Origin of the sequence: Bacillus sp. FSL R5-0712, assembly GCF_038593285.1 — a bacterium.
GTDB lineage: Bacteria > Bacillota > Bacilli > Bacillales > Bacillaceae > Bacillus > Bacillus safensis.
On record NZ_CP151981.1, the window covers coordinates 2,734,799 to 2,751,044 of the forward strand.

The 16,246-nt window shown below is 42.5% G+C and carries 18 protein-coding genes; 8 read left to right on the plus strand and 10 right to left on the minus strand.

The window, feature by feature from the left end; translation table 11 throughout:
- The first annotated feature begins 41 nt into the window (after nucleotides 1-41).
- Complete coding sequence (locus NSU11_RS13950; RefSeq protein WP_024424867.1) at nucleotides 42-317, plus strand: YtzH-like family protein; 276 nt, start codon at nucleotides 42-44, stop codon at nucleotides 315-317.
- Here NSU11_RS13950 and NSU11_RS13955 read toward each other — a convergent pair.
- From NSU11_RS13955 to thpR, 4 genes are all read right to left on the minus strand, one after another.
- Entirely contained in the window at nucleotides 314-1,114 is an 801-nt protein-coding gene (locus NSU11_RS13955) for a phosphotransferase family protein (RefSeq protein WP_171464584.1), read from the minus strand. The genes NSU11_RS13950 and NSU11_RS13955 overlap by 4 nt on opposite strands.
- A gap of 283 nt (nucleotides 1,115-1,397) precedes the next feature.
- Nucleotides 1,398-2,327, minus strand: coding sequence for a YegS/Rv2252/BmrU family lipid kinase (locus tag NSU11_RS13960; protein ID WP_149126372.1), 930 nt, complete (start codon nucleotides 2,325-2,327; stop codon nucleotides 1,398-1,400).
- 48 nt (nucleotides 2,328-2,375) lie between these two features.
- On the minus strand, nucleotides 2,376-3,311 hold the full coding sequence (locus NSU11_RS13965) for a hypothetical protein (protein ID WP_024424870.1): 936 nt from the start codon (nucleotides 3,309-3,311) through the stop codon (nucleotides 2,376-2,378).
- A 25-nt stretch (nucleotides 3,312-3,336) separates the two neighbouring features.
- Complete coding sequence (gene thpR, locus NSU11_RS13970; RefSeq protein ID WP_149126371.1) at nucleotides 3,337-3,888, minus strand: RNA 2',3'-cyclic phosphodiesterase; 552 nt, start codon at nucleotides 3,886-3,888, stop codon at nucleotides 3,337-3,339.
- A 91-nt stretch (nucleotides 3,889-3,979) separates the two neighbouring features.
- On the opposite strand from thpR, the gene cysK reads away from it, so the two are divergent.
- Complete coding sequence (gene cysK / locus NSU11_RS13975) at nucleotides 3,980-4,912, plus strand: cysteine synthase A (RefSeq protein WP_171464619.1); 933 nt, start codon at nucleotides 3,980-3,982, stop codon at nucleotides 4,910-4,912.
- A gap of 48 nt (nucleotides 4,913-4,960) precedes the next feature.
- On the opposite strand, the gene NSU11_RS13980 is transcribed toward cysK, so the two are convergent.
- A complete protein-coding gene (locus tag NSU11_RS13980) occupies nucleotides 4,961-5,587 on the minus strand; it encodes a Type 1 glutamine amidotransferase-like domain-containing protein (protein ID WP_149126369.1) in 627 nt (208 codons plus the stop codon).
- A gap of 29 nt (nucleotides 5,588-5,616) precedes the next feature.
- Nucleotides 5,617-7,017 carry a dipeptidase PepV gene (gene pepV, locus NSU11_RS13985; protein ID WP_342493639.1) on the minus strand — a complete coding sequence of 467 codons (1,401 nt, stop codon included), beginning with the start codon at nucleotides 7,015-7,017 and terminating at the stop codon, nucleotides 5,617-5,619.
- 94 nt (nucleotides 7,018-7,111) lie between these two features.
- Here pepV and NSU11_RS13990 point away from each other — a divergent pair, with 94 nt between their 5' ends.
- Both NSU11_RS13990 and NSU11_RS13995 read left to right on the plus strand, forming a co-directional pair.
- Entirely contained in the window at nucleotides 7,112-8,410 is a 1,299-nt protein-coding gene (locus tag NSU11_RS13990; RefSeq protein WP_024424875.1) for an NCS2 family permease, read from the plus strand.
- 370 nt (nucleotides 8,411-8,780) lie between these two features.
- Nucleotides 8,781-9,002, plus strand: a complete 222-nt coding sequence (locus NSU11_RS13995) for a DeoR family transcriptional regulator (RefSeq protein WP_008356419.1) — start codon at nucleotides 8,781-8,783, stop codon at nucleotides 9,000-9,002.
- A gap of 277 nt (nucleotides 9,003-9,279) precedes the next feature.
- Here NSU11_RS13995 and NSU11_RS14000 read toward each other — a convergent pair whose 3' ends face one another.
- Both NSU11_RS14000 and NSU11_RS14005 read right to left on the minus strand, forming a co-directional pair.
- Nucleotides 9,280-9,996, minus strand: a complete 717-nt coding sequence (locus NSU11_RS14000) for a pseudouridine synthase (protein ID WP_024424876.1) — start codon at nucleotides 9,994-9,996, stop codon at nucleotides 9,280-9,282.
- A gap of 16 nt (nucleotides 9,997-10,012) precedes the next feature.
- Entirely contained in the window at nucleotides 10,013-11,635 is a 1,623-nt protein-coding gene (locus NSU11_RS14005; RefSeq protein WP_025092401.1) for a polysaccharide biosynthesis protein, read from the minus strand.
- A gap of 175 nt (nucleotides 11,636-11,810) precedes the next feature.
- Between NSU11_RS14005 and NSU11_RS14010 the strand changes: the two genes are divergently transcribed.
- From NSU11_RS14010 to NSU11_RS14025, 4 genes are all read left to right on the plus strand, one after another.
- Nucleotides 11,811-13,082, plus strand: a complete 1,272-nt coding sequence (locus tag NSU11_RS14010) for an NAD(P)/FAD-dependent oxidoreductase (protein ID WP_024424877.1) — start codon at nucleotides 11,811-11,813, stop codon at nucleotides 13,080-13,082.
- Nucleotides 13,079-13,276, plus strand: coding sequence for a hypothetical protein (locus tag NSU11_RS14015; protein ID WP_024424878.1), 198 nt, complete (start codon nucleotides 13,079-13,081; stop codon nucleotides 13,274-13,276). The genes NSU11_RS14010 and NSU11_RS14015 overlap by 4 nt, the downstream gene beginning before the upstream one ends.
- A 140-nt stretch (nucleotides 13,277-13,416) precedes the next feature.
- Nucleotides 13,417-14,949, plus strand: a complete 1,533-nt coding sequence (locus NSU11_RS14020; protein WP_024426196.1) for a BCCT family transporter — start codon at nucleotides 13,417-13,419, stop codon at nucleotides 14,947-14,949.
- A gap of 130 nt (nucleotides 14,950-15,079) precedes the next feature.
- Nucleotides 15,080-15,604, plus strand: a complete 525-nt coding sequence (locus NSU11_RS14025; RefSeq protein ID WP_024424880.1) for a CbrC family protein — start codon at nucleotides 15,080-15,082, stop codon at nucleotides 15,602-15,604.
- Nucleotides 15,605-15,648: 44 nt separating this feature from the next.
- Here the strand turns inward: NSU11_RS14025 and NSU11_RS14030 are convergent, their stop codons facing one another.
- Together NSU11_RS14030 and NSU11_RS14035 are read right to left on the minus strand one after the other, a co-directional pair.
- Nucleotides 15,649-15,831 (minus strand): sporulation protein Cse60, encoded by a 183-nt coding sequence (locus tag NSU11_RS14030; RefSeq protein WP_024424881.1) that lies wholly within the window; start codon nucleotides 15,829-15,831, stop codon nucleotides 15,649-15,651.
- A gap of 100 nt (nucleotides 15,832-15,931) precedes the next feature.
- Nucleotides 15,932-16,243, minus strand: coding sequence for a rhodanese-like domain-containing protein (locus NSU11_RS14035; protein WP_024424882.1), 312 nt, complete (start codon nucleotides 16,241-16,243; stop codon nucleotides 15,932-15,934).
- Between the last annotated feature and the right edge of the window lie 3 nt (nucleotides 16,244-16,246).

Sequence of the window (16,246 nt, forward strand, 5' to 3'; positions counted from 1 at the left end):
AGTTTAACCTCATAAATGACACGCAGGAAAGGAGCATTTGTATGGGTTTAAACCGTCAACATCAGCTTCAATTAATCAAAGATATTTTAACCGATCACCAGCTGGATTGCTGCGGGACTGTTGCAGAATATGAACAGGTGGGACGCGTGATTCAATTAATGCTGGCAAAAGAAGATCTGGATGCTGACATTCGTCAGCTGTTAACAGATATTTATGATTACAGCCAAAAGGGCACCTCTGTCAGTTCAATTGATGCACATATTGAGGAGCATCAATCACATCTGTCTGAGTGGGTCGAGAACATTCCACTGTCTTAATGGATGTTTAACCGTTTTAAGAGTGCATTTAGCTCCGCTTGTACTTCTTTTTGCGCCTTTTCATTCCCTTTTCGTTTATGCCAAACGACAAACGATACGGTTTCAGCGAGCACGTACCACGCCATGCGCTTTCGCAAATTGTCCGTCAGCGGGGCGCCGTACATAGAGAGCCAGCATTCCCAGTTCTCTTCCTCAACATAATGGTATAAAAGCGGTCCAAGATCAATCGCTGGGTCTGCAATCATCGCCCCATCCCAATCGATCAAATAGAGCTGGTTTTCATCTGTCAGCAGCCAATTATTATGATTGAGATCGCAATGACAGACGACCTTGTCCTCAAAATGGACAGCCTCCACATGCTTCTCTAAATACTGGATGGCACGCGAAATGTCTTGTGAATCAATTTGCTCGTTTAATATGGACTGTTTCAGATGCATCAGAATGGATTCTGGGTCTAGAGAGTGCTTCTCTAATCGTTTCAGCATATCGAGCAATTCTTTTGATGTATGAATTTTTCTTAGCTGCTCTGCTACAGGACGATCATTCATGTCCTTTGGCTTCAGCTCTCTGCCGCTCAGCCAGTGCTGTGCAGTAATCACATCTCCATTTTCCATCCGTTTTGTCCAGACAAGCTTCGGCACAATGCCTTCAGCTGACAAAACCGCAAGAAACGGTGACGTATTGCGTTTTAAAAATAGCTTTTGGTCATTGTGTGTTGCGAAGTACGCATCTCCCGTAGCGCCTCCAGCCGGAGAGATGTGCCATTCGCTACCTAATATTTGTCCCAACCAGTTCATATCAATTTTCAACCCATCATTTCTTAAAATATTTTAAATCTTGCTTTTTTAGTCGACAAAATTCAGCCGATTGAGGATCAATTGGCTGTTTCTTTTTTATTTATATGATCATAAAAACAAAAAGGACAGCTATTGAGAATGAGATGCTAAACAATAGCCGTCCTATAGATTTTATCGTTACCTTCTTATACTCGTCAAGCAAAACTAAAAAATCAGGACAAGAACCTTACGAAAAAGAAGGCTTTTTTCACGGTTCTTTGCCTGCGGATATACCGCAAGTTATTTAAGCACGTAATTTTAAGGATCGTTCACTTGCCTTTACAAAGACAGGCGTTGCGCCGATCACTTCTCCATCTGCGTGAAATAAGATTTTTTCATCTGCTTCTAAAAACGCTTCCTCATGCTGAAACAGGGTAACCCCCTTCATCCCAAGGTGCTTTCGAAACACCATTGCACTTAGAAACAAGAGGACTTTGAATGGATTCAAATCTGTGACAACCATCGTTTGAAAACCTGGCTGCCTTGCACTCACTTCCGGCGCTGCTTCCAGCCCTCCCCCATAATACGGGTGATTACATACGATCACAAACCACACTTGGCGAAAGACTTTCTTCTCATTTTCAATAAATAATGCAAGATCAAACGGCTTAAACGACCATAAAGAATGGAGAAATGACACCGGGTAGATGATAAAGCCAAGCCCCAGCCGTTTCAGCCACTTTTTCCCTCTAAAATGCACCGTTTTCCTCAGTACATGTGCGTCAAACCCCACACCGATATGATTGAGAAAGAGAACAGATTGCGGACTTTCGGCATGATCTTGAAAGGAGCCGAGAGAAAATGTTTTGGTGAGCATTCTCTTTTGCTTTCTCACTTCTTTTAGGACATCATGACGATGGATACCGAGACCCTTCGCAGCATCATTCCAATGACCAGCAGGGACAAAACTAAGCTGCACATGATCGACTTCCTTTAAGCCATTCAGTACTTCATGAATGGTGCCGTCACCGCCAATAACAATCAAGCGCTTCAGCCTGTCATCCTGCATGGCACTGATTTGTCTTGCCAAAACTTCGGCATGGCCTTCATGCTGGGTGAGAAATGATCGATAAGAGACCTCCACCTTTTGTAATTCTTTCTCTATGCTCCTCCATGTGCGGAGTCCTTTTCCATGTCCTGCTTCTGGATTAACGATAAAGTACCATTCATTCATATATTAGCTCCACTCAGGTCTCATTTTTCGTGACCTTCCATCATGCCTTTAATCGAGCCATTCCTGTCTTCTTTTGCTGTCTGATTCACCATAAGCAAGCAATGCCTTTGTCGCCTTAAATTGCTGATGCTTTGTCGGCGCCGTATTTTTCCGCTGCTTTTCAAACCACTCTTCTGCCTTCTTCTTATCGATAACCTCCATCCCATATGGAACTTCAGGTAAATCAATATAAGAGGTTCGGCTGATGAGGATTTTTTTCACAGGAAGGTCTACACCACTCTGCTGTAAGATCTTTGACACGACGGTGCCAGAGCGCAAAAGGCTTGCACAAGGATTCAAGACGGACTGAACAGCTTTCCCAGTCGCCCGTTTTTCCCAAAAACGTTCCTTCGTTCCAATATAGACGCTGTCTGGCTCGGCCTCTAAGAAGGATAAACAGATCACTTCGAGCGGCGTGATGAGTATCGGACATAATTCCATCTCAGCTTTTTGAATGAGCAGCACCGGCTTGTACATCACAAAATAAGAATCCGGAAGCTGCCTTGCAAGCATCCGCAGCTTTTCATCATACCGAATATGATGGGAAACGGTTGAAATATGTGAAATCGTCGAACTCGCCCATTTTAATTGCACTTCAAAGAGATGATCCTTAAAAAAGTGAATCAGCTTCGTTTCATCGGTAGGAACGTTTCTGAAAACCCCTTGCTCTATATCTGTCGGCTCGTTAAAAAGACTCAGGTCCCGTTCCTTTTTCATATCGGCTTCTTTTTGCTTTCTCTTTAAGGAGAATTTCTTTCTCTTTTCTTCCTCTTGTTCTGGCGCTTGTTGAGGAATTTGATCAAACGGTTGCTGCGCCTCCTCTTTTGAAGCCTTTTTTAACTCGTCCCATCTTTGTTTTTTCAATCGATTGAATTGATTGATATAGTGATGCGGGTCTTGTTCATATCGTGATATATAATCTTGAATTTTGATAATTTGCGCCATCTGCTGCTCACTCCAACTTCTAGAATCATTTATGTAGTTTAAATTGTCTGATTGCGTGATAACGAGGGGTTTCCTTCGGACGTATTTCAAATAAAGTGATACGAGAAACCTCCATCACATATGGCTCTTTGCGTAAAGGTGCTTGCTTTTCATAAGGGTCATCCGCATTCCATTTGCGCGCAATCGTCATATGCGGATGAAACGGTCTCTTTTCAACAGGGTGTCCTGCTGCCAAGACGGCTTCTTTCACCTTTTCTCTTAAGTGCATGAGCGGCTCACTTTCATGAGGCTTTGCAAAAAAGACTCTTGGGCGTTCCTTCGCACCAAACTGCCCTACCTCATTCAGCTCTAGTGGAAATGCAGACGCTTCATTTGAAAGGATGTCAAGCAGCTGGATGATCTTTTTTAAACGCTCTTCTGGAATGGCGCCTAAAAAGATAAGGGTCACATGATAATCATGTGGTGCTGTCCATTTTTGAAAGAACAGTCCGCTCCTTTGATCAATGTCTTGTTTGATTTGATGCGCAAGTTGTTCAGGGATGTGAATCCCTATAAAATAATGACGGTTTTCTGACACAATATCACCTGTCCTTTTTTAACAAACTTTACGAATCCCCATTGATGATAGTATAACTAAAGAAATGCGGAATGAGAAGAAAGGGTGTCATCTGATGAAAGTTGCACAAAATATAGCTGAGCTGATTGGCGATACACCGCTTGTCAAATTACAGCGGCTCCAGCCAGAAAATGCGGCGGCTGTTTACTTAAAGCTGGAATCATTTAATCCCAGCGGAAGTGTAAAAGACCGCGCGGCTTACAATATGATCATTGAAGCAGAAAAACAAGGGAAACTCACAAAAGGAGCAACCATTATTGAGCCTACGAGCGGGAATACAGGGATTGGTTTAGCCATGAATGCCGCCGCAAGAGGCTACAAAGCCATCCTTGTCATGCCTGATACGATGACAAAGGAAAGAATCAATATTTTGAAGGCATACGGGGCGCAGGTCGTCTTAACCCCAGGAGAAGAAAAAATGCCAGGCTGCATCCGCAAGGCTGAGGAACTGGCTGCTCAAATTCCTCATAGCTTTATTCCCATGCAGTTTGACAATAAAGCGAACCCAGATGCACATAGAGGCACAACAGCAGTCGAAATTATGGAAGCTGTGAAACAACTTGGACAGCCCCTTGGAGCCTTTGTCGCAACAGCTGGAACTGGCGGTACTATTACAGGAACTGGAGAGGAATTAAAAAAGGCATTCCCTCATTTAACCATCCGTGTGGCAGAGCCTAAGGGTTCCCCTGTCTTATCTGGCGGGAAACCTGGGAAGCATAAACTTGTTGGCACAAGCCCAGGATTTATCCCCCATATTTTAAACGAGCACATCTATGATGACATCGTGCAAGTAAGTGACGAAGATGCTTATCACATCACACGGCAGCTCGCTAAGCTTGAAGGAATTTTAGTAGGCCCATCCTCTGGGGCGGCTTGCTATGCAGCCATTGAAACAGCCAAGCAATTGCCGGCAGATCAAATTGTGATCTGTATGACAGCAGATACGGGCGAACGATACTTATCAAGTGATGTTTTTCAAGATTAAAAAAGGAACAGGGCGTTGAATCCCTGTTCCTTTTTCTTCATTTCACAGTTAAGATATTTTGACAGATTTCACCTCAGCCTGTTCCCCTCTGATAAGTAAAGCCTGTTCATCAGTAAGCGGACATAAATCGAGCGTCTGCTGATACTTCTCTGTAATTTGCTGCGCAGCCTCGCCTAAATAGGCATTATGCATATGCGGTACTGGATAGCAGCTTATTTCATTGACACCTTGAAATGATGAAAGCTCCGGCGCCTTCTTTTGTTCATCCATCAGGGAGATATATTCAATGCTTGGCGCCATGATGATACTCCCCGCAGATTCTCCGATGTACAGCTTGCCGTTGTTGATTTCTTCTTTCAACACGTCATCGAAACGATGCTTTCTTAACTCCTGCAATAAATAAAAAGTGTTGCCTCCTGAAACGTAGATCACATCATTTTGTTTGATCATCTGCGCGATCTCTTCAGCGGACTGTTTATCTATCTGCACAGTCTCAATCTGCATCCCTAATTGCTGAAAGGCTTCCTTCGCTGCCTCTACATAGTGCGTGACTTCTTCTACAGCACTTGCCGTTGGAATGAAAGTCACTCGCTTTCCTTTTAAAGATTCACCGGCAAAGTCAGATAAGAGAGAATAGCTGTCTTTGAATGAAGAGCATAAGAACATTTTTTTCACTGTCAATCCCCTCTTCTCTTTTCCATTTTCTATTTTGCTAATTCATACATGGCTTGTGCATAAAGAGCTGTTGCTCTCAGTAAGTCATCAATTTCAATATATTCATCCTTTTGATGGGCGCAGTCTGGTCTGCCAGGAAATAAAGGTCCGAAGGCAACGCCTGCTTCTAAAGATCTCGCATACGTTCCTCCCCCAATGGCAATAAGGTTTGCAGGATCTCCCGTTTGTTCCTCATATACCCGCTGCAAGGTTTTCACAAGCGGATGATCTTTTGAGACGTGATGCGGAGGACTGTCTTCGAATTTTAGAAGAGCCGCACCTTTGATGCTTTCAATTCCTTTTTTGACGTCCTTGCCGTCTGCTGTCACTGGATAGCGGACATTTAACCCTAGCTTTGCTTCCTCATTCTGTTTATAGCGGATTGTCCCAACATTCAACGTCAAATCTCCACTAATCTCATCTTTGCAAGCAATTCCCAGCTTTTGTCCTCTTGTATCCTGATCAAATAAAGCGTTGATTTGGGAAGTAAAGGCAAGTCCCTGCTCATCTAATTCGAGTCCGCATAAGAAATTCGCCATATGAATGCCCGCATTTGTCCCATGCGCCGGCTCCATGGCATGAACAGATACCCCTTTTAATGTAAAATGCAGTCCATCCACTGCGCTTTTTACCTCACCAGATAATTGGTGATCAGCAAGATAGGCTTCGAAAGCTGTTTTTATTAATTCAGCATCGTGTTCCTGTGCAGCAGTCACAATAGCAGCTGCCTCATCTGGCACCATATTGAGCCTCATACCCGATGTAAATTGCTTCAGCGTATAGCGCTGATGATTCGCTGTTTGTTGATATGTAAATGACAGGGTGGCATCAATAATCCCTTTTTCCGCATGAATAATCGGAAAATCGGCGTCTGGTGCAAATCCGATTTGCGGCATCGCCTCATGCTTGAAATAATGGTCCACACAGCGCCAATCGCTTTCTTCATCTGTTCCAATGATCATTCGAATTTTTTTCGACAGCTGCAAACCAGTATCTTTTAAGATCTTCAGCGCATAAAATGCCGCCATGGTTGGGCCTTTGTCATCAATAGCTCCGCGTGCAAAGATTTTATTTTCTCTGATGTCAGCTGAAAATGGCGGGGTTGTCCAGCCGTCGCCAGCAGGCACCACGTCCACATGACAGAGCACACCTACAATGTCTTCGCCTTCCCCGTATTCAATATGACCTGCATAGCCGTCGACATTCTTGACTGTGAAGCCTTCGTCTTCCCCTTTTTTCAGCATATACTGCAGGGCATCATCGACTTTTTCACCAAATGGCTTTCCTTCTTTGCCGCCTTCTTCATCAAGGACACTTTCAATTTGTAAAAAAGATTGTGTGTCCTGAATTAAGTCGTCTTTTTTTCGTATTACTTCAGCTTCCCAATTCATTTTTCCATTCCTCCTTGAAAAAAGGTTGCAATCCACCCTTAAAACGAATATTATATTAATTGTTTTGTAATAATGTTCGTAAATGGAGGATTTTATGTTTCAGTTAAAAGAAAATCAAACCAACATAAAGAAAGAAATCATCGCTGGTATGACGACATTCTTTACCATGGTCTATATTGTTGCCGTCAACCCGGGAATTCTTTCAAAAGCAGGTATTCCTTTTGACCAAGTCTTTACTGCAACAATCATCGCTGCTGTTGTCGGTACGCTCTGGATGGCACTATTTGCAAATTATCCGATTGCCATTGCACCAGGCATGGGGCTGAATGTCTATTTCACCTTTACCGTTGTCGGCGGTGGCGGCATCAGCTATCAAACAGCGTTTAGTGCGGTATTTGTTGCTGGTATACTCTTTATTATTTTATCGTTAACATCCCTTAGAAAACAACTGATTCAAGCCATTCCAGATAATTTAAAGTACGGTATTACAGCAGGAATCGGGCTTTTCATTGCATTTATCGGCCTTCGTCAGTCTGGGATCATCGCTGCTGATCCAGAAAACCTTGTGAAGCTTGGCAATTTAAGCTCGCCTGTTGTCATTTTAACGCTTGTCGGCTTAATGATTTCGGTTATTTTAATGGTTCTTCAAATAAATGGTGCACTGTTTATCGGCATGTTAGCGACCACATTGATTGCGCTCGCAACCGGCCAGCTTCATTTCCCTAAAACACTGATGGACATCCCTGCACTGCCTGAAGGCATGCTGATTACAAATCCAATCGCTGCCTTTGGTGACGTGTTCTCTCATCATTTGTATGCTGTCGTCTTCTCCTTCTTACTGGTGACGATTTTTGATACAACAGGCACGATGATCGGGGTTGCCGAACAAGCGGGATTAATGAAAAATGGCCAGCTGCCAAAAGTGCGCAGAGCCCTGCTTGCTGACTCTGCTGCAACGACGGTTGGTTCTATGTTTGGTACAAGCCCAACCACTGCTTATATTGAATCATCATCAGGAGTAGCTGCTGGCGGAAGAACTGGGCTGACGTCTTTAACGGTCGCTGCACTGTTTATTGTGGCATTATTTTTCGGCCCGCTCGTTCAAGCTATTTCTTCTTTACCATCGATCACATCACCTGTTTTAATCATTGTTGGCTGCTTGATGATGAACTCGGTGTCACGCATTCGCTGGAACGAACTAGACGAGGCATTCCCTGCTTTCCTTGTTATTCTTTCGATGCCGCTGACTTCTAGTATCTCTACAGGAATTTCACTTGGATTTATTTCATATCCGCTTGTGAAATTGGCAAAAGGGAAATGGAGAGAAGTACATGTGCTTGTTCTCATCTTTGCGGTCTTATTTTTCATTCAGCTCTTTTTCTTAGAAGGATAACAGAAACAAAAAAGGCACATCCTCACATGGAATGTGCCTTTTTGCCTTCACTGAATTTTTTATTTTGTAAATTTTCTGTGATTATTTTGCGGAATTTAAAAATGTCAGCTTCAATCGCATCCCTTATCATTATTGGATTGTAACCGGATTCAAATCATGATATATACCATATTTTATTTCATGAAGACAAGTTTAAAAACACGTAAAGTTGACTTTTTGGTGGAACTAGATGCATAATAACGTGTATAATAGAATAAAACATTAAGAAACACGAACATTTACCATTGTTGCTTGTCCTTATTTCGCAGTTTTAGTGTAGTAAGTTGTGGTTAGTCAAGTCCATCCGATCTTATTGATAGGGAGTGGTTTTTTGAAACCTTCAACAAACCGTATGATGACTCGAATCAAATCAGTCTATATGTTCATTCAAGAGAAAGGTCTTGTGACGACACAAGAGCTGGTTGATGAATTCGGGATCACACCTAGAACCATTCAAAGAGACTTAAACGTGCTTGCCTATAACGATCTTGTTCATAGTCCAAGCAGAGGCAAATGGGAAACAACGAGAAAAAAAGTAAAAATATCATCTTAAGCGTATAATGAATTGTCCATATAACAAAAAGAACCGGCGATATGCCGGTTCTTTTCTTTTGCAAATTGTTGACGAAGGGCTAAAATGATTTTTATTTTAGCCCTTTGTCTTCTTTACAGCGTGATAGAAAACCTTTGAAGTCTAGGAAGAACGAGCACTGGCGCGGAGCGAATTTAACATTCGTGAGCACCAGCGCACAGGACTGACAAAGAATGCGAGGGTTTGTCTACACGCTGAAGAACCGGCGATATGCCGGTTCTTTTCTTTTATTCTTATGTTATTCACGATTCATTAAGCTGTCTAATTCTTCATCCGTCAATTCACGGTACTCTCCGGGTGCTAGATCTTCATCTAAAGAGACTGCCCCCATCGAGAGCCTTTTTAAAAAGATCACTTCATTTCCCACCGCTTGCGCCATCAGCTTCACTTGATGGTACTTCCCTTCAGTAATCGTCAAACGGATGCGTGTATCTTCCTCTTCATTTGCATCTACTTCCACCTTCGCCGGCTTCGTGTGATAATCATCTAAGATGACAACGCCCTCTTCAAGACGCTTAATGTCTTGATCTCCTAAAGGATATTTCAAATGAACCTCATACGTTTTTGGCACATGCTTTTTTGGAGAAAGTAATTGATGAGCAAGCTGTCCATCATTTGTGAGGAGAAGGAGACCGACCGTATCCTTATCCAGTCTCCCCACAGGAAATGGCTCCCTTGCGATATCCTCCGGCTCAAGTAAATCGACAACCGTTTCATCCCGCAGATCTTCAGTTGCCGAGATCACCCCGTCTGGCTTGTTCATCATTAAGTAAATGAATTCTTTATATTCTACACGCTCTCCGTGTACGAGTACTTCATCATTTGATGGATCAACATGATCTTTCACCTGCTTTGCCACTTCTCCATTCACTGTGACCGCCCGGGCTTTGACAAGCTTTTTCACATCTTTTCTTGAACCAAAGCCGCTGTTAGCAAGTAATTTATCAAGCCTCATGAATATCTACCTCTTCTTAACTCTTTTTTCTTAAAAATTTCGGCATACGGCTGCCCAGTACACGCTCTAGTAATCCCACCTTATAAGACAAGTACATATACACACCGCCGCCAGTGATCATAGAAATCAAAATGACGATACCCGCTTGTAAAATTCCGTCTTCATAAGAAATTACTTGGTTCACAAGCTGACTTGTCAAATATGCCACGACAGCCATGATCGCCGTTAAAATACCAATGAGAATAAAACGTTTGAAAATTCTGCGGAACGAATAGCCGGCATGGCGTTTAATCATGATAAACATATACAAGATGGACGCACTGTAGCCTAATGCTGTTGCCAATACAGAACCATTTCCTTGCAGCCAGCTGATCAGCGGGATGTTCAGAACCGTTTTAATAATGATCCCTAACAAAAGACTGACGATCGCAAATTTTTGTTTGTTGATCCCTTGCAGAATCGCTGCATTAATGGTGAATAAAGAAAACAATAATGCAACAGGTGCATACCAGAACAAAATGGAAATCCCAATCTCAGGATGAACAGACGGATAGAAAAACCAATAAGCCGGTCCAGCCAATGCCGAGATACCAAATGAAGCAGGCAGCACGAAAAATAAAATGACTTGCATCGTCTGATCAATTTGTCTATTGAGCAGCTTGTAATTACGTGCTGTAAATAATTCTGTAATCGTCGGAATCAATGTTAAGCCAAACGCTGTGGCAAGTGACACAGGAATCATCACGACCTTCGGTAAATATAACGTCACAATGGACAATACCGCTGTACTAATATCCTGATGTCCGGATGCAATCATGGCTCTGTTAATTGTGTTTGTATCGATATAAGAATAAATTGGAATCGCAAGTCCAACAAACACATACGGCGCCGCATAGCTAAACAGCTCTGTAAACATTTGCTTATAAGATAAATCAGAGTGAGCGCCTGTATTCGGCTGCATGGCTAAGAGCCTGTCCTTCCGCTTCAGCCAATATAAATAAAGCGTGAATAAACCGCCAAATGCACCGATCAGAGCCGCAAATGTTGCATATCCGACAGCAATGACAAGCCCGCCGTCAAGCACCTTTAAAATAATAAACGTCGCCGTTAATAGGAAGATGATTCTGACAAGCTGTTCAATCACTTGGGAAACAGCTGTCGGTCCCATCATGGAGTGTCCTTGGAAGAACCCGCGTACAAGACTCATGATCGGTACAACCAAAAGACCTAAGCTGACCATTCGAATCACATATACTACTTGATCGACAGTCAAACCGCCTGTTTCATTTGATCCGCCAAGCTGAATCTTGGCAAAAATCGGTGCGGACAAATATAAAATAGAAAAGGCGATCATCCCGGTGACAAGCATGACCGACATACCCGCCCTGAACATTTTTCTTGTTGTCTCATAATCGCCGATCGCATTATATTTGGAAACAAATTTTGATACCGCTGTTGGAAAACCAAGCGTAGCGATACTTAAAAAGATCGTATACTGATTGTATCCATATTGGAATAGCGCACCACCAGTAGCTCCAACCATTGCGCTAAATGGAATTAAATAAATCATACCAAGAATACGAGAGAGATACGTCCCTATCGTTAAAACCAACGTACCACGAAGCAGTTTATTAGACATGCGCTTAACCACCATTTTTCTAATGAATATTCAACTTAACTATTTTACCACATCAATTCAATACACAGGTAACAAATCCAATACGGAAGTCACAAAACCAATCAATTCATATTTCAGCCTTCCCTAATCTTCGTTATAATAGAAAAATGACTGAAAGTAGAAAGAGGAATGTAACATGAAACATTATGATGTCATTGTCATTGGCGGCGGACCTTCTGGGCTGATGGCCGCGATTGCATCAGCAGAGCACGGTGCGACTGTTCTGTTAATTGACAAAGGAAACAAACTTGGCAGAAAGCTGGCCATTTCTGGCGGCGGACGCTGTAACGTCACCAATCGCCTTCCAGTAGAAGAAATCATCAAACATATTCCCGGAAACGGCCGTTTTCTATATAGTGCATTTTCTGAGTTCAACAACGAGGATATTATTTCGTTTTTTGAAAACCTTGGCATTGAACTAAAAGAAGAAGACCATGGACGTATGTTCCCTGTCTCAAACAAAGCACAATCTGTTGTGGATGCCCTTCTAGACAGGCTCCGAGCCCTCAATGTCACCATTCGAACGAACGAAAAAATTAAAACAGTTCTGTATCAAGACGGACAAGCAGCTGGAATTGTTACAAATAATGATGAAAAAATTTCAAGTAAGTCTGTCGTCATTGCTGTCGGCGGAAAAAGTGTGCCGCATACCGGCTCTACTGGTGACGGCTATGCATGGGCAGAAGCAGCCGGTCATACCATTACAGAGCTCTTCCCAACAGAGGTACCGGTCACATCCGATGAACGATTTATTAAAGAAAAAGTGCTTCAAGGTCTTTCTTTAAGAAGTGTGGCTGTCAGTGTTTTAAATAAAAAAGGAAAACCCGTCGTCACACATGTCATGGATATGATTTTTACTCACTTTGGTTTATCAGGTCCAGCTGTTCTTAGATGCAGCGGATTTGTTGTGAAGGAATTGAAAAAACAACCGACAGTCCGCCTGCAAATAGACTTATATCCGAAGCTGAATGACGAGGAGCTGTTCCAGAAGCTTCATCGTGACCTTAAAGATGAACCGAAGAAAGCCATTAAAAATGTCCTCAAGTCTTGTATGCAAGAACGCTATTTATTGTTTCTGTTAGAACGGAACGGGATTGATCCACAAGACACATTCTCTGGTCTAGCCAAGGATAAACTGCGTGCATTTGCCCATGATTGTAAACATTTTATTGTGCATGCAAATGGTACGCTATCCTTGGACAAAGCGTTTGTGACAGGAGGCGGCGTTTCTGTGAAGGAAATTGAACCGAAGAAAATGGCGTCTAAAAAAATGCCCGGTCTTTATTTCTGTGGAGAAATTTTAGACATCCATGGCTACACAGGCGGCTACAATATCACATCAGCACTTGTGACAGGCAGGCTTGCCGGCATGAATGCTGCACTAGAAGCAAAGGAGAGAGATCAATGATCAGACGTGCATTACCGATTGTTCTTGCGGTCGTTATCAGTTTGACAGCCGCTGTTTTCTTGAAGCTGTCCATTACCCCGTTAAAAGTCGCCATTGTTTTGGCGTTTACCATTTTCGCCGTATGTTTAAAAGAATATGTCTACCGTCTTCGCAAACGGATTGAGGAAAAATCGTCTTCCCATATCGATAGTTGATAAATGGAAGCAAAACATGTTACGGTAAAGTAGAGGTCGAGTGAGAAGCTCGCCTCTTTTTGTTTGAAATAAGTTGAGTTAGGGGATATTAAGCGAAGTCCTCTGCTTAAACGTGTAGAACAACAGGAGAGTGAGATGGTGTGAAAAACGTATCAAGTGTATTTTGGATTGTGATTGCGATCACATTTGTTGCCGTGATGTGGGGAGCGTTTTCTCCAGACACATTGCAAAATGTCACAGATCAAATTCAAACATACATTACAAATGACTTTGGCTGGTATTACTTGTTAGTGGTATCACTGCTTGTCGGCTTTTGTCTATTCTTTATCTTCAGCCCAATCGGTAAGATTACGCTAGGAAAACCGGGGGAAGAGCCTGAATTTGGTTTATTTTCTTGGTTTGCTATGCTATTTAGTGCCGGTATGGGAATTGGTCTTGTTTTTTACGGAGCAGCTGAACCGATCAGCCACTATGCTATTCAGTCACCAACAGGGGAGACTGAAACTGCGCAGGCCTTCCGCGATTCCCTTCGCTATACATTTTTCCACTGGGGGCTTCATGCATGGGCTATTTATGCCATTGTTGCACTTTGCATTGCTTACTTTAAATTTAGAAAAGATGCACCTGGTTTAATCAGTGCAACACTGCAGCCCGTTTTAGGAAATAAAATTCACGGATGGATCGGTAAAACCATCGATTGTATTGCGGTATTTGCAACTGTGGTTGGTGTTGCAACAAGCCTAGGATTAGGTGCGGCACAAATAAATGGTGGATTGAATTATCTTTTTCATATTCCAATTGCCTTTAGCACACAATTGATCATTATTATCATTGTGACGGTGCTTTTCCTTGCATCTGCTTTAAGCGGGATTGGAAAAGGCATTAAATACTTAAGTAATATCAATATGGTATTAGCAGCTGTTCTGATGTTTTTCTTACTTTTGGTAGGTCCAACTGTTTTTATCTTAAATTCATTTACTGACTCGATTGGACAATACTTATCCAATATCGTTCAAATGAGCTTCCGTCTATCTCCCAATGATCCTGAAAAGAGAGAATGGATTAATGGATGGACAATCTTTTATTGGGCATGGTGGATTTCTTGGGCACCATTTGTCGGGATCTTTATCGCTAGAGTGTCACGCGGGCGAACAATTCGCGAATTTTTATTGGGTGTCTTAGTCGCTCCTTCCATCCTAGTCTTCCTATGGTTCTCGATTTTCGGTGTATCTGCAATGGACTTACAGCAAAAGAATATTGTCGATGTTGCAGGTCTTTCAACTGAAACGATGCTCTTCGGTGTACTGAATGAATATCCGCTGGCGATGATTACATCGATACTGGCACTCATTTTAATCGCCGTATTCTTTATTACATCGGCTGATTCAGCTACATTTGTGCTTGGAATGCAGACAACCTACGGATCATTGAACCCTTCTGGCAGTGTCAAAGTCAGCTGGGGCATTATCCAATCGGCTGTTGCTGCTGTGCTTTTATTTTCAGGGGGACTTGAAGCCCTGCAAAATACAGCCAAGCTCGCAGCCTTGCCGTTCTCCGTTGTCATTATATTGATGATTGTCTCGCTGTATAAATCACTAAATGATGAACGAAGAATCATCAAACAAACCAATCAAGTCAATAAACCAAGAAGTCCAAGAGTAAAAAAAGCATAATCGCAAGCGAGAAAAAGCCGTTCCTTATCCGAACGGCTTTTTTCTATATATACAATTTAAGATTGTCGCGAGCTTGAGGATTCCTTTAAAATAATGATGAATCATCACTTTCTACATAATGGAGGTTTATATGACGTTACCTACGTTCAAGTACAACCCAGATCCAGTTTCGTTAAACGTGATCAAAAAAGAGCATACGACATGTCCTGTTTGTGAGAAAGAAAGAGATTATGTGTACCATGGCCCTTTTTATACTGTTGAAGATGTAGAGGGAATTTGTCCTTGGTGCATTAAAGATGGATCAGCGGCGAAAAAATACAATGGAACCTTTCAAGACGATGCGAGCTGTGATGACGTCGATCAAGAGGAATATATCGATGAGCTGATCTTCAGAACGCCAGGCTATCGCGGATGGCAGCAGGAATATTGGTTAAGTCATTGCGGAGATTTTTGTGCAATCGTCCAGTATGTCGGCTGGAAAGAGATTGAACATCTAGAGGAAGAACTCGCCGAGGATATCGAAGACATTTGCAGCGGCGAAGGATTAACGAAAGAGAACCTAAAGCAATGGCTCGTCAACGGAGGAGACTTACAAAGCTATCTTTTTCAATGTGTTCACTGCAACAAGCACCGGTTATATATTGACGCCAGCTAATCAAAGAAATAGGACCCTTCAAGCAGGTCCTTTTTTGATGCCGTCTATTTTTTATATAAAATGAGTGCAGAAAAACAGTAGAGCTGTTCCCCTCCCTGCTCACAGATCACCGCTACATTGTACTTGATGTCAATGATTTGGTCGTCATCCATTCCTTTTAAAAAATGATTAATTTCGCTCTGCAAATCTTTCTCATGCTCTTCATCAAATACAGCTACCTTTAGCACCTATGCCACTCTCCCTTCTCTCGCTACTCTATCTTTATGCACATAGAGAGAGGCATATGAACAAAAAAACCTTTCATCGTTAAGATGAAAGGCCTTCTATTTACAGCTTCGGTTTTGTTTCTCCTGTCCAAGCAAGCATCCCGCCAACGACATTTGTCGCTTGGTAGCCTTGATCTTCTAGGTAATAGCAGACATTTTCACTACGTTTACCAGAGCGGCAAATAATATAATATTCCTGCGTTTGATCGAATGCATCCAGCTTCTCAGGGATATCGCCCATTCGAATGTGAATAGCTTCCGGGATCATTCCTTCTGCTACCTCTTCATCCTCACGTACATCGACAAGCTGAATGGCATCTTCCTGCTCCAGCTTTTGTTTTAATTCTTCTATTGAAATTTCTTTCACTGACACGAC

Coding starts and splice junctions, on each gene's coding strand:
- NSU11_RS14015 (WP_024424878.1), top strand. CDS start 13,079: ATGATCAGACGTGCATTACCGATTGTTCTTGCGGTCGTTATCAGTTTG.
- NSU11_RS14010 (WP_024424877.1), top strand. CDS start 11,811: ATGAAACATTATGATGTCATTGTCATTGGCGGCGGACCTTCTGGGCTG.
- pepV (WP_342493639.1), bottom strand. CDS start 7,017: ATGAATTGGGAAGCTGAAGTAATACGAAAAAAAGACGACTTAATTCAG.
- NSU11_RS13965 (WP_024424870.1), bottom strand. CDS start 3,311: ATGGCGCAAATTATCAAAATTCAAGATTATATATCACGATATGAACAA.
- NSU11_RS14005 (WP_025092401.1), bottom strand. CDS start 11,635: ATGTCTAATAAACTGCTTCGTGGTACGTTGGTTTTAACGATAGGGACG.
- NSU11_RS14000 (WP_024424876.1), bottom strand. CDS start 9,996: ATGAGGCTTGATAAATTACTTGCTAACAGCGGCTTTGGTTCAAGAAAA.
- NSU11_RS14025 (WP_024424880.1), top strand. CDS start 15,080: ATGACGTTACCTACGTTCAAGTACAACCCAGATCCAGTTTCGTTAAAC.
- NSU11_RS13990 (WP_024424875.1), top strand. CDS start 7,112: ATGTTTCAGTTAAAAGAAAATCAAACCAACATAAAGAAAGAAATCATC.
- NSU11_RS13950 (WP_024424867.1), top strand. CDS start 42: ATGGGTTTAAACCGTCAACATCAGCTTCAATTAATCAAAGATATTTTA.
- NSU11_RS13960 (WP_149126372.1), bottom strand. CDS start 2,327: ATGAATGAATGGTACTTTATCGTTAATCCAGAAGCAGGACATGGAAAA.
- NSU11_RS13955 (WP_171464584.1), bottom strand. CDS start 1,114: ATGAACTGGTTGGGACAAATATTAGGTAGCGAATGGCACATCTCTCCG.